This window comes from Sphingobium sp. TomMM15 (assembly GCF_055397045.1).
The window spans coordinates 426,765-439,664 of sequence record NZ_AP027314.1; the positions used below are offsets into that span (position 1 = coordinate 426,765).

Below are 12,900 nucleotides of genomic sequence, written 5' to 3' on the forward strand. Positions count from 1 at the left end.
ATGATCCAGCTTATCGTCCTTCTCCCGCTCATCGCGGCTGTCATCGCGGGCCTTGGCAACAAGGCGCTGGGCAAGCTGCCTGCGAAGATCATCACTACCGGCGCGCTGTTCGTTTCCTGCGCGCTTAGCTGGCCGATCTTCATTGCCTTCCTGACCGGGCATGCGGAACCTTATGTGGCGCCCGCCTTCACCTGGATTCAGTCGGGCAGTTTTGATGCTCAATGGGCGCTGCGCGTTGACGCGATGACGGCGGTCATGCTGGTGGTGATCACCAGCGTGTCGAGCCTCGTCCACCTCTATAGCTGGGGCTATATGGAGGAGGAGCCGGATCAGCCGCGCTTCTTCGCCTATTTGTCGCTCTTCACCTTCGCGATGCTGATGCTCGTGACGGCCAACAACCTGCTCCAGATGTTTTTTGGCTGGGAAGGCGTCGGCCTTGCCTCCTATCTGCTGATCGGCTTCTGGTTCCGTAAACCGAGCGCGAACGCTGCCGCGATCAAGGCATTCGTCGTCAACCGCGTCGGCGACCTTGGCTTCATGCTGGGCATTTTCGGCACCTATCTGGTGTTCAACACCATATCGATCCCGGAAATCCTCGCCGCCGCGCCGTCCATGGCCGGTTCGACGATCGGATTCCTCGGCCATCGTTTCGACACGATGACGGTGCTCTGCCTGCTTCTGTTCGTAGGTGCGATGGGCAAGTCGGCGCAGCTTGGCCTCCACACCTGGTTGCCAGACGCAATGGAAGGTCCGACGCCTGTGTCGGCGCTGATCCATGCCGCTACCATGGTGACCGCAGGCGTGTTCATGGTGTGTCGCCTGTCGCCGATGTTCGAAACCTCGCCGACGGCGCTGGGCTTCGTCACCTTCATCGGCGCGGCGACCTGTTTGTTCGCGGCGACGGTCGGCACGGTACAGAATGACATCAAGCGCGTGATCGCCTATTCGACCTGCTCGCAGCTGGGCTACATGTTCTTTGCGGCGGGTGTTGGCGCTTATGGCGCGGCGATGTTCCACCTGTTCACGCACGCCTTCTTCAAGGCGCTGCTGTTCCTGGGCGCGGGCTCGGTCATCCATGCGATGCACCATGAACAGGACATGCGTTACTATGGCGCGTTGCGGAAGGAGATCCCGATCACCTTCTGGACGATGACGCTGGGAACGCTGGCGATCACGGGCGTGGGCATTCCGTTGCTAGGCTATGGTTTTGCGGGCTTCTATTCGAAGGACGCGATTCTGGAATCGGCCTTCGCGGCGGGCGGCAATGGCGTGGGCGCGTTCCTTGTCGGCACCTTTGCGGCGCTGCTGACCAGCTTCTACAGCTGGCGTCTGGTGTTCCTGACCTTCTTCGGCAAGCCGCGCTGGGCCGCTTCGGAGCATATCCAGCATGCGGTGCATGGCCACCATGAATCGCCGGACGAAGAGACAACCCATGATGACCATGGCCATCATGGGCCGGAGTTGACCGGCACGGCGGGCTATCATCCGCATGAAAGCCCTTGGGTCATGCTGCTGCCGCTGGTGCTGTTGAGCCTGGGCGCGGTGTTCGCGGGCTTCATCTTCCATGACCAGTTCATCGGGGCTGAAGGCGGCGTCGAGTTCTGGAAGGGGGCGCTGGCGTTCGACAGTCACCTGATGCATGCGAGCCATGAGGTGCCCAACTGGGTCAAGTTCGCGCCGTTCACGGTGATGCTGACCGGCTTCGTCATCGCGTGGCTCAGCTACATCAAGAATACCGATTGGCCGCGCCGTTTCGTGGCGGAGTTCGGGGTTCTGTACCAGTTCCTGCTCAACAAATGGTATTTTGACGAGCTGTATCACTTCCTGTTCGTCAAGCCTGCCTTTGCCATCGGCCGCTTCTTCTGGAAGTTCGGTGACGTCGGCTTCATCGACCGCTTCGGGCCGAACGGGCTCGCTGCGCTGGTCGTACAGGGCAATAAAGTCACCCGTCGGCTTCAGTCCGGCTACCTCTACACATACGCGCTGGTGATGCTGATCGGCCTCGCCGCGGCCGCAACCTGGGCGATGACACGATAATGGACGGCTTCCCCATCCTTTCCCTGATGATGGCAGTGCCGATGGCGGGGGCCATCGCCTGTCTCTATGCGGGTGCGAACCAGGCGCGTTGGATCGCGTTGTTGGCGACGCTGGTCGATCTGGCGCTCGGCGTCCTGCTCTGGGCGAATTTCGACCAGTCGGGCGGCGCGGCGCAGTGGCAGTTCCAGGAATATGCGCCGATTTTCGGCCGCTTCGCCTGGGCGCTAGGAATCGACGGCATCGCGCTGGTGCTGATCATGCTGACCGTGTTTCTGATGCCGATCTGCATCGGGGCGAGCTGGCAGGCGATCGAAAAGCGCGTCGGCGAATATATGGCGGCCTTCCTGTTCATGGAGGTGCTGATGATCGGCGTCTTCACGGCGCAGGACCTGTACCTCTTCTACGTAATGTTTGAAGCTGGCCTGATCCCGATGTATCTGATCATCGGCATCTGGGGCGGCGCGGATCGCATCTACGCCAGCTACAAATTCTTCCTCTACACGCTGCTCGGATCGGTGCTGATGCTGATCGCGATGATGTGGATGGTCCACGACGCGGGCACCACCGACATCCCGACGTTGATGGCCTATAATTTCGATCCGCATGTGCAGGTCTGGCTGTTCCTGGCCTTCTTCGCGAGCTTTGCTGTCAAGATGCCGATGTGGCCGGTCCACACCTGGCTGCCTGACGCACACGTTCAGGCGCCGACGGCCGGTTCGGTCATTCTGGCGGGCGTTCTGCTGAAGATGGGCGGCTACGGCTTCATCCGCTTCTCGCTGCCCATGTTCCCGGAAGCTTCGGCGCAGCTGGCGTGGCTGGTGTGGGGCCTGTCGATGGTGGCGGTGGTTTACACCAGCCTCGTCGCGCTGGTGCAGACCGACATGAAGAAGCTGATCGCCTATTCCTCGGTTGCGCATATGGCGATCGTGACGGTCGGCCTGTTCGCCTTCAACCAAGCGGGCATCGAAGGCGCGATGATGGTGATGCTGGGCCATGGCCTGGTGTCTGGCGCGCTGTTCTTGTGCGTCGGCGTCATCTATGACCGTCTGCATACCCGCGAGATTTCGCGCTATGGCGGCCTTAGCATCAACATGCCGAAATATGCGGTGCTGTTCCTGCTGTTCACCATGGCGTCGGTCGGCCTGCCGGGTACGAGCAACTTCGTGGGTGAGTTCCTGGCGCTGATGGGCATCTATCAGGCTTCGAGCTGGGTCGCGTTGGTTTGCACGACGGGCATCATCCTGGGCGCGGCCTATATGCTCTATCTCTACCGCCGCATTGCCTATGGCGAGCAGAAGAATGCCGACGCTGCGGCGATGCCGGATCTGTCGATGCGGGAAATGTGGCTGCTGGCGCCGATCGCTGCTGCCGTCCTGTGGATGGGCATTTATCCGGAGAGCTTCCTGGCGCCGATGCGGTCTGACATTCGTGCGCTGGAAGCCCGCATTGCCTCTGCGGCTCCTGTGGGAGATTCCAGGATCAAGATGGGTCCGGCTGTCCCACCGGCGGCTGCTCATCAGGGCGAAGACCATAGTGCAATGTCCCATGAAAAAGCGTCGGGGGAGGCGCACTGATGATTGATTCCGCTTCCCTTCTTGCCGTTCTGCCGGAGCTTGTCCTTACGGCGGGTGGGCTGATCCTCCTGCTGATCGCCGCTTTTGGCGGTGACGGGACCGCGCGCGTCGTCAACTGGCTGTCGGTGCTGACGCTGCTCGTTGCGGGTTTGATGCTGCCGGTTTCTCTGGCGCATGGGCCACTCGCCTTTGACGGGCTGGTGCGTGCCGATGCGTTCTCGGTTTTCGCCAAGGCACTAATTTATGGTTCGGCCGGTGCCGCAATCTTGTTGGCGCCGCGCTACTTCCTCGTCGATGGCGCGTTGCGGCCGGAATATCCCGTCCTGATCCTGTTCAGCAGCATCGGCATGGGCATGATGGTGTCGGCCGGTGATTTGCTGACCCTCTATGTCGGGTTGGAGATGCAGAGCCTGGCCGCCTATGTGCTGGCGAGCTTCATGCGTCAGGACGAGCGGTCTTCCGAGGCGGGCCTTAAATATTTCGTGCTCGGGTCGCTGGCGAGCGGCATCCTGCTCTATGGCACGGCGCTGCTTTACGGCTTTACCGGTAGCACGAGCTTTGATGGCATCGCCGTCGCGTTGGGCGATGGCGTGGGCAAGGGCGAACTGTTCGGCATGGTGTTCCTGCTGGCCGGTCTTGCCTTCAAGATGAGCGCTGTGCCGTTCCATATGTGGACGCCCGACGTTTATGAAGGTGCGCCGACACCGGTTACGACCTTCTTCGGCAGCGCGCCCAAGGTTGCGGCGATGGCGCTGACGGTACGTGTTGCGATAGAGGCGCTTGGTCCTGCCGGCCTCGACTGGCAGCAGATCGTGATCTTCGTGGCGCTGGCTTCGATCATCTTCGGCGCGGTGGCGGCCATCGGCCAGACCAACATCAAGCGTCTGATGGCCTATTCGTCGATCAACAATGTCGGCTTCGCGCTGATCGGCCTTGCCGCGGCGACGCCTGCGGGCGTGGCGGCGACGATGAGCTATATGGCGATCTATGTCGTGATGACGATCGGCGGCTTTGCCTGTATCTTGCAGATGCGGGACGCCCAAGGGCGTCCGGTGGAGAGCATTGCGAGCCTTGCTGGTCTGTCGCAGTCGCGTAAGGGCTTGGCTGCTGCGCTGGCGATCTTCATGTTCTCCATGGCCGGTATCCCGCCGCTGTTTGGCTTCTGGGCGAAATTCCTGGTGTTTGATGCGGCGGTGGCTGCGGGGCTGACCGCGCTGGCGGCGTTCGGTATCGCGGCTTCGGTGATTGGCGCATTCTATTATCTCAAGATCATCAAGACGATGTATTTCGATGAGCCTGCCGCAGCTTATGAAGCGCGGGGCGGGGCGGTCGAGAATATCATCCTGACCGCCTGCGCGGCTGTGATCGTCGTCGGATATCTGTTGAACCCCGTGCTGGACAAGGCAAGCGCGGCGGCTGCGGCGTCGTTATTCTGAGCGATATTCGCTTCGTCGAAGAGACCGGCTCTACCAACGCTGATATGCTGGCGTTGGCGGAGCAGGGTGTAGCGGAAGGCACGTGGCTGCGTGCGGGACGGCAAGTGGGTGGCCGTGGTCGCATGGGCCGGACCTGGGAAAGTCCTGTCGGCAATCTCTATTGTTCCACGCTGGTCCGGCTGCGGGTGGGCGATCCGCCTGCACATCTGCTGGCTCTGGTCGCCGCGAATGCGGTGCATGCGCTGGTGGCCCCTTTGTGCGAGGGGCAAGCGCGGATCAAATGGCCCAATGACGTTCTGGTCGATGGCGCGAAGATCGCGGGTATTCTGCTCGAACGTGCGGGAGATGCCATCGTCGTGGGGATCGGCATCAATGTGGAGGGCCACCCGGTTGGGCTGGACCGGCCTGTTACCAGTCTGGCGGCGCAGGGGGCCGAGGATGCAGAAGCTGGCCCGCTTCTGGAGAGATTGGCGGAATTATTCGAACATTGGCTGGCCATCTGGCGCGCGCAAGGGCTGGAGCCGGTGCGGGCGCATTGGTTGCTGAACGCGCATCCCAGCGGCACGGCGATGCGGGTCGTTCAGCCTGACGGCGAGACCGTCGAGGGCAGTTTCGATACGCTTGATCAGCAAGGGATGCTGATCCTCCGCTTGGCGAATGGCGATACCCGTGCCATTCATGCGGGCGACATCCTTCTCATCTGATATCCGGGGACGGGCCATGCTTCTCGCGATCGACGCGGGCAATACCAATGTGGTTTTCGCACTGCTTGACGGGCGGGAAATTCGCGCGCGTTGGCGGATCGCGACCGACCCGCGACGGACGGCGGATGAATATGCCGTGTGGCTGAACCAGTTGCTGATGCTGGAAGGCTATGCCCTTGCGGATGTCGATGCGGTCATCATCGCCACCGTTGTTCCACGCGCGCTGCATAATCTTCAGGTGCTGGCGGAGAAATATTTCAAGACGGCCGCGCTGGTCGCGGGGCAGGCGCCGGTCGAATGGGGCATTGAACTGGACGTGGCGGAGCCCGCTTCCGTGGGAGCCGACCGGGTTGTAAACGCCATCGCCGCCCATCATTTGTACGAAGGCGATTTGATCGTCATCGATTTTGGAACCGCGACTACCTTCGACGTCATCGATTATCAGGGGACTTACAAGGGCGGCATCATTGTGCCGGGGATCAACCTGTCGCTCGATGCATTGGTCGCGGCCGCTGCCAAGCTTCCGAAAATTGCCATCGCGCCACCGGAGAACCGATCGGTTATCGGTCGTACGACGGAAGCGCAGATGCATATCGGCGTTTTCTGGGGCTATGTCGCGATGATGGAGGGGCTGGTTGCCCGAACGCGGGCGGAGATTGGCCGCCCGGCCAAAGTGATTTCAACAGGGGGCCTGGCTGTCCTGTTTGATGAGAATAGTGAAATTTTCGATGCGATCGCGCCGGACCTGACCATTTTGGGTCTCGCGCTGTTGCACGAACGGAGTTTGAAGAACTGATGATACCTAAAGACGAGCTGCTCTTCCTGGCCCTTGGCGGGTCGGGAGAGATTGGCATGAACGTCAATCTATATGGTTGCCAGGGCAAGTGGGTGATGGTCGATCTTGGCCTGACCTTCGCCGACCCGGCTTATCCCGGCGTTGATCTGGTGCTGCCCGATCTGTCCTTCATCGAGGAGCGGCGCGACGACCTGCTCGGCATCGTGCTCACCCATGGGCATGAAGATCATATCGGGGCCATCCCCTATCTGGCAGCTGACCTTGGCGTGCCGCTTTATGCGACGCCCTTCACGGCGGGCCTTATCAGGCTGAAGCTGGAGGAAGAGGGGCTGACCAAAGAGGTCAAGCTGAATGTCATCGACAATGAAGGCAGCTTTGCACTGGGGCCGTTCGGGTTCCGCTATGTGCCGCTGGCGCATTCGATCCCCGAGGGCAATGCCGTGCTGATCGACACGCCTTATGGACGTGTTTTCCACACGGGCGATTGGAAGATCGACGAGAAGCCATTGCTGGGCCAGCCTTCGACGCCGGAGGAGCTGACCGCGATCGGCGATGAAGGCGTGCTGGCGCTCGTGTGCGATAGTACCAATGTGTTCAATTCCGAGGCGAGCGGCTCCGAAGCCGATGTGCGCGAGGGGTTGATGCAGACGATCACCGGCGCGAAGGGGCGGGTGCTGGTCACTACTTTCGCCTCCAACGCGGCGCGTTTGCAGACGCTGGGCGAAGTGGCGAATGCGGTCGGACGCAAGCTGTGCGTCGCCGGGCGATCGCTGGACCGGATCATCTCGACCGCGAAGACGGCGGGATATCTCAAGGATTTCCCGCCGACGGTCGATTGGGATGATGCGATGGCGCTGCCCCGCAACGAGGTGATGATCATCGCCACGGGCGGGCAGGGTGAAGCGCGCGCGGCCTTGTCTCGCGTTGCTTTCGACAGTCATCCGATCAAGCTGGACACCGGGGATCTGGTGGTTTTCTCGTCCAAGCAGATACCGGGTAACGAGATCGCGATTGGGCGTATTCAGAATGCCCTGGCGACCAAGGGCGTGCTGATGGTGACGGATCGCCAAGCTGAGGTCCATGTTTCGGGCCACCCGGGGCGACCCGAACTTGAAGCCATGTATCGCTGGGTCCGGCCGCAGATATTGCTGCCCGTCCATGGCGAGCGGCGGCACATGGCGGAGCAGGCGCGGCTTGGTCTGACAAGTGGCGTCCCCAGCGCCATCGTGCAGTCCAATGGTGATATGTTGAGGCTGGCGCCCAATGGTCCCGAGATCATCGGGCATGAGGCCACGGGGCGGCTCGTTCTGGATGGCGATGTGATCCTGCCCGCGGACGGTTCCACGATGAACGAGCGCCGCAAGGTCGCGCTGCATGGGCAGATCAGCGTGGCGGTGGCGCTGGACCGTAAGGGCAAGCTGATGGGTGAGCCCGCGTTGCGTACCCAAGGCGTGCCGGTGGAAGAGGATAAGGCAGCGTTCTTGGCGGAGGCGGCTGACGAGGCGGCGCAGGCGGTGTCGAAGGGTCCGCTAGAGGAAGACGCGTTGCGCGAGCGAGTACGGCTGGCGGTGCGGCGGACGGCCACGCGCTGGACGGGCAAGAAGCCGGTGGTGGACGTTCTGCTCATTCGCGCCTAAGGCTCCGCATCATGAACTGGTACGCAATCCTGGCTATTTATGTGCTGTTCTGGGTGATCAGCGCGTTCATCGTTCTGCCTTTCGGCATCCGGACGCCCGACGAAACGGGTGAGGTGATGCTGCAAGGGCAGGCTGACAGTGCGCCCAGCAACTTTCGGCCGGGCGTCGTTGCGTTACGTGCGACGGCCCTGTCGGCGCTGTTGTTCGGGCTATATTATGCCAATTATGTCGAGGGCTGGGTCACGCTGGAGCGGCTGACGCATCCTTCGTGATGGTCGTAAGATAGCGTTGGTGCAGAGACCGTCGCGAGCTTTGGCAAGCGCAGTCCGAACGGATGAGTTGTCCGGACAGCTCACTTGATGCTCTGGTGGCGGTAGCTGACCGGTTCAGTGCAGGCCGACCGCCGGTATAGCGCTGTCCATCGACAACATCATGATGATCAGCTCCGACCGGGATTTGATGCCGAGCTTCTGAAAGATGCTGTGCAGGTGCACCTTGACCGTTCCTTCGGTCAGGCCGCACCGCGCGGCGATTTCGCGATTGCGGAGGCCGGCCCGGATAAGTCCGGCAATCTCCATTTCCCTGTCGGTTAGGCTGGAAAGCGCGTTGTTGTCGTTCGGCGGGGCCGAGATGCTGTGCACAAGCGCCTGTTCCATCACGGCGGGCGCAATGCTTTTGTTGCCGCCCAGAACCTGCGTGATGCAGGAGAGCAGTTCATTGGGATCGCTGTCCTTCAGGACCACGCCATCCACGCCGAGCTTAATCGCCTCCAGCGTCTGATCAGGGCGGATGTGGACGGTCATGAAGATCACGGGAACATTGCTGCCGCTGTCGCGGATGGCAGACAGGATCGCGAGGCCGCCACCGTCCTTCATGCTCACATCCAGGACCAGCAGGTCCGGCTGATCATCCTGAAGGCGGGAGATGGCTTCACTGACAGAACGCGCGCAGAAGACGACGTCATGCCCGTGCGAACTCAGAAACTGCGCCATGCCATCCAGGAAGATGGGGTGGTCGTCGACTATCGCAATCTGAGCCATCATGTTGGGGACCTCGGCAAGGATGAAGGTAATCTAATCGAAATTAATGAATTCATGCTTAAGTTGTGGAAATAGGCGGTGCCGCCGATCTTGCCCAACCGTTTCATGATGGACTGCGATTGCAGTTCGAAGTCGCCAGTATAGCTTTGCTGCTCGATCCCCCGGTCGCCCGGATTGTCCTTGAGCGCGATCATTATCTCATCATCGGCCTGAGCAAGTGAGACGGTAATATGCTGGGCGGCGGCGTGCTTTACGGCGTTGGCGGTAGCCTCCCGGAGTAGGAACTCCACTTCCGCTGCCGTTTCAGATGTGACCATCATGGGATGGTCTACCGGGTTCAGCCGACACTCAATTCCCCATTGCAGGGCAATGAAGCGGCAGCAGCTTTCGACATCGCGGACCAGATCGACATCGTCCGGGCTGTTCCCGGTCACATTGAGCAGGCGGCGCAGATGCGCCTGTTCGGCGGTGACGAGTTCTTCCATTGCATGGAGTTCGGCCAGGTGATGCGGGGCATTGGCGGCAAGCCCATGCTGTGCCGTCACAAGTCGGACGCGAAGGGCGGCAAGGGTCTGAAGAACGCTGTCGTGCAGATCGCGGCTCAGCGCGAGCCGCGCTTCGGCAAAGGTTCGATCGCGCCAGGCGAGCAGGAAAAAATGCCTTTCCAGGAAGAGCTCTAGCCCCTCCTGGATGCGGAGCGCGCGGAGCAGGGCGGCAGGCGACCAGCCATGGCGCGTGCCGACGAAAATGCGGCCGCGCAGCTCACCGGCCTGCACCTGAAAGCTCAAACCCTGCCCTGCACCCAGCAGGTCGGATATCGCTTCTGTCAGGTGAGAAGCCTTTTCATTGCGCGTGATGCCGAGGCGGTTGCGCAGCAACAGGCGGCTTGATTGACCGGAATAGAGAAAGGGCGCTTCCGGCGGTGCGATGCCCAGCAATGCTTCGACCTGGGGCTGCGGCAGGCTGATGGCATGGACGCCGTCGCCATTGATAAGCTCGCAGTTGATGGGGCCATCGTCCATCTGCCAGACGAGAGCGCAATAGCGGGCCGCCATCAGTTCCGATATCTGCTCCACCACGAAGCGCGGAAGAGATTTTTGGAAAGACAGCCCGACGGCCTGCAATCGTTCCGACCAATCGATCAGCCGCCTTTCCAGGATCGACATGCTGAGCATCGCCGCAGCGATCGTGCAGCCGATGATCACCGTGATCCCGTCGATCGCCCGGTCCACCTCTGCCACATGGCGTTCGGCGGCCCAGGTCTCGTAGGAACCCCGCGCCAGGAAAGCGAGAACGAGGCAAAGGGCAAGGACGATTATCGAGCCACGGCCAAAGCGCTCCGACGCCGAGCAGGCAACGAAAAACAGGCACGCGAGGGCTGCGATCTGCAAAGGCTGGCATAGGGCGATCACCGTCAGGAAGATGATCGCGTCGAGGATCAGTGACAGGGGCCGGAGCAGCAAGCCAAGCGGCGGCGCCAGCATATGCTGCACAATGCCGAACACGGTCCAGAGCCAGACGCCGCCGTGGAAAACTGTGATGGTGCGCGCGAAGTCAGGTTCGTTGTTGAACATCGCGCCGATCTGCCACGTGGCGGCAACGGCAAAGGCGACGCGGGATACTGCAAAACCCAGCGTCGGCGATCGACCCAACCAGAGCACCAGGCGATCCATCGCGGAAGATGACGCCTTGGGCATATTCAACATGGTGGCTTGTCCCCCGACTCCCACAAGGATGTTTCACCACAGGCGGGCAACAGAAACAACCTATATCGACCCGGCACTGGTGCGTCCCGAGCAGTGGCGCGAAGGGCTCTGCACGGTTAAGGATGACGCATGGCGGTGCTGATCACTCCTGCCCTGGTTTGCGGGGTCCGTTCCCATGGCGAACATGGAGCCATTGCGCGTCTTCTGACGCCAGACCATGGGTTGTTGGCGGGCTATGTGCGTGGAGGCCGATCCCGCGCCTTGCGGCCGGTGCTGCTGCCCGGAAATAGCGTGAAGGCGGAGTTCCGCGCCCGCACCGAAGAGCAGCTTGCCGGGCTGACCGTCGAAATGGAGCATAGCCGCGCACCTTTGCTATCCGAGCCCTTGCCTGCCGCGGCGATCGATTGGGTCTGCGCGCTGACGGCGGCGGCTCTGCCGGAAGGGACGCCATATCCGACGCTCTATCAGGCTTTGGATGGCGTGCTGGGCGCGATCGACGCGGCGCCCGCCGCGCGGGGATGGGCGGCGGCGCTGGTGCGCTACGAACTGTTGTTGTTGGCAGAACTGGGCTTTGGCCTCGATTTTGGCCGGTGCGCAGCGACAGGTGGTGCCGAAGATCTGGCCTTCGTAAGCCCGCGCAGCGCAGCGGCGGTCAGCAGGACGGGTGCTGCGGGATATGAGAGCCGGTTGCTACCGCTGCCGTCTTTTCTGCTGGAGGGAGGCAGCGGCGAATGGCCCGGCATATTGGACGGATTACGGCTGACCGGCTTTTTTCTGGAACGGTCGGTGCTGACCGATTGGAGGGCTGACACGCTGGCCGCGCGCGAAAGGCTGGTCGACAGGTTGAAAAGAGCGGTTGCGTGAGGCGCGGCGGCTTCATAAGGGGCGGCCACGACATTGAAGGAGTTTTCGCGCCATGTTGATCGCCCTGTTCCCCGGAGATGGTATCGGCCCAGAGATCATTGCGCAGGCACGGCGCGTGCTCGACGCCCTGGCGATTGACGGCCTGACCTATGAGGAAGGACTGGTTGGCGGCGCTGCTTACAAGGCCGTGGGCCACCCGTTGCCGCCCGAGACGCTGGATATAGCCCGGCGCGCTGACGCCATCCTGTTTGGCGCTGTCGGTGATCCCGATTGCGACTCGCTGGAGCGGCATTTGCGGCCCGAGCAGGCGATCCTTGGCCTGCGCAAAGCGCTGGGGCTGTTTTCGAACCTGCGTCCCGCGAAGGTTTTTCCGGAGCTGGCGGATGCGTCTGCCCTGAAGAAGGAGGTGGCGAGCGCCATCGACCTGCTGATCGTGCGTGAGACCAATGGCGACGTCTATTTCGGCGAGAAGGGCCTGCGCAAGACGGCGGACGGCCTGCGCGAAGGCTATGACGTCATGTCCTATAATGAAGAGGAGGTGCGCAAGATCGCGCATCAGGGCTTCCAGGCTGCGCGTGCCCGCCGGGGCAAGCTCTGTTCGGTGGACAAGGCCAATGTTCTGGAAACCAGCCAGCTGTGGCGTGACGTGATGATCGAGGTTTCGGCTGAATATCCCGACGTTGCCCTGTCCCACATGTATGTCGATAATGCCGCGATGCAGCTGGTGCGCGATCCGGGCCAATTCGATGTGATCGTTACGGGCAACATGTTCGGCGATATCCTGTCGGATCAGGCGAGCATGTGCGTCGGATCGATCGGCATGCTGGCATCAGCGACCCTCAACGACAGCAAGCAGGGCCTGTACGAGCCGATCCATGGGTCCGCTCCCGACATCGCCGGGCAGGGCAAGGCCAATCCGCTGGCAACGGTCCTGTCGGCGGGGATGATGCTGCGCTACTCGCTGGGCATGCCGGAACAGGCCGACCGGATCGAGGCTGCGGTTGCCAAGGCGCTTGCCAATGGTGCGCGCAGCCCTGACCTTGGCGGAAACATGACTACGGTTGAGATGGGCGACGCGGTACTGGCGGCTCTGAAGTAAGGAAGAA

The 12,900-nt window shown here is 61.7% G+C and carries 11 protein-coding genes; 9 read left to right on the forward strand and 2 right to left on the reverse strand.

The window, feature by feature from the left end; all coding sequences use genetic code 11:
- The 7 genes from nuoL to ACZ51H_RS02360 are packed head-to-tail and all read left to right on the forward strand — an operon-like array spanning position 1 to position 8,456.
- Positions 1-2,037, forward strand: a complete 2,037-nt coding sequence (gene nuoL, locus ACZ51H_RS02330) for an NADH-quinone oxidoreductase subunit L (protein ID WP_464772047.1) — start codon at positions 1-3, stop codon at positions 2,035-2,037.
- A complete protein-coding gene (locus tag ACZ51H_RS02335) occupies positions 2,037-3,611 on the forward strand; it encodes an NADH-quinone oxidoreductase subunit M (protein ID WP_449471562.1) in 1,575 nt (524 codons plus the stop codon). The genes nuoL and ACZ51H_RS02335 overlap by 1 nt, the downstream gene beginning before the upstream one ends.
- The gene (gene nuoN, locus ACZ51H_RS02340) at positions 3,611-5,047 is read left to right on the forward strand and encodes an NADH-quinone oxidoreductase subunit NuoN (RefSeq protein ID WP_464802319.1); all 1,437 of its coding nucleotides are present in this window, start codon (positions 3,611-3,613) and stop codon (positions 5,045-5,047) included. Before ACZ51H_RS02335 ends, nuoN begins: the two co-directional genes overlap by 1 nt.
- 44 nt (positions 5,048-5,091) lie before the next feature.
- Positions 5,092-5,751 (forward strand): biotin--[acetyl-CoA-carboxylase] ligase, encoded by a 660-nt coding sequence (locus ACZ51H_RS02345; RefSeq protein ID WP_464802320.1) that lies wholly within the window; start codon positions 5,092-5,094, stop codon positions 5,749-5,751.
- Between the two features lie 16 nt (positions 5,752-5,767).
- Positions 5,768-6,547 (forward strand): type III pantothenate kinase, encoded by a 780-nt coding sequence (locus tag ACZ51H_RS02350; protein WP_460987703.1) that lies wholly within the window; start codon positions 5,768-5,770, stop codon positions 6,545-6,547.
- Positions 6,547-8,184 carry a ribonuclease J gene (locus tag ACZ51H_RS02355; protein WP_464802321.1) on the forward strand — a complete coding sequence of 546 codons (1,638 nt, stop codon included), beginning with the start codon at positions 6,547-6,549 and terminating at the stop codon, positions 8,182-8,184. The genes ACZ51H_RS02350 and ACZ51H_RS02355 overlap by 1 nt, the downstream gene beginning before the upstream one ends.
- 11 nt (positions 8,185-8,195) lie before the next feature.
- Positions 8,196-8,456: a DUF1467 family protein gene (locus ACZ51H_RS02360; protein WP_464794510.1), complete on the forward strand. Its 261-nt coding sequence runs from the start codon at positions 8,196-8,198 to the stop codon at positions 8,454-8,456.
- Between the two features lie 114 nt (positions 8,457-8,570).
- Here ACZ51H_RS02360 and ACZ51H_RS02365 read toward each other — a convergent pair whose 3' ends face one another.
- Both ACZ51H_RS02365 and ACZ51H_RS02370 read right to left on the reverse strand, forming a co-directional pair.
- Positions 8,571-9,227, reverse strand: coding sequence for a response regulator (locus tag ACZ51H_RS02365; RefSeq protein WP_449471570.1), 657 nt, complete (start codon positions 9,225-9,227; stop codon positions 8,571-8,573).
- Positions 9,224-10,897: a sensor histidine kinase gene (locus tag ACZ51H_RS02370; RefSeq protein ID WP_464802322.1), complete on the reverse strand. Its 1,674-nt coding sequence runs from the start codon at positions 10,895-10,897 to the stop codon at positions 9,224-9,226. The genes ACZ51H_RS02365 and ACZ51H_RS02370 overlap by 4 nt, the downstream gene beginning before the upstream one ends.
- 162 nt (positions 10,898-11,059) lie before the next feature.
- Here ACZ51H_RS02370 and recO point away from each other — a divergent pair, with 162 nt between their 5' ends.
- Both recO and leuB read left to right on the forward strand, forming a co-directional pair.
- Positions 11,060-11,794 carry a DNA repair protein RecO gene (gene recO / locus ACZ51H_RS02375; RefSeq protein WP_464802323.1) on the forward strand — a complete coding sequence of 245 codons (735 nt, stop codon included), beginning with the start codon at positions 11,060-11,062 and terminating at the stop codon, positions 11,792-11,794.
- Positions 11,795-11,846: 52 nt separating this feature from the next.
- Positions 11,847-12,893 (forward strand): 3-isopropylmalate dehydrogenase, encoded by a 1,047-nt coding sequence (gene leuB / locus ACZ51H_RS02380; protein WP_464802324.1) that lies wholly within the window; start codon positions 11,847-11,849, stop codon positions 12,891-12,893.
- The last annotated feature ends 7 nt before the right edge of the window (positions 12,894-12,900 follow it).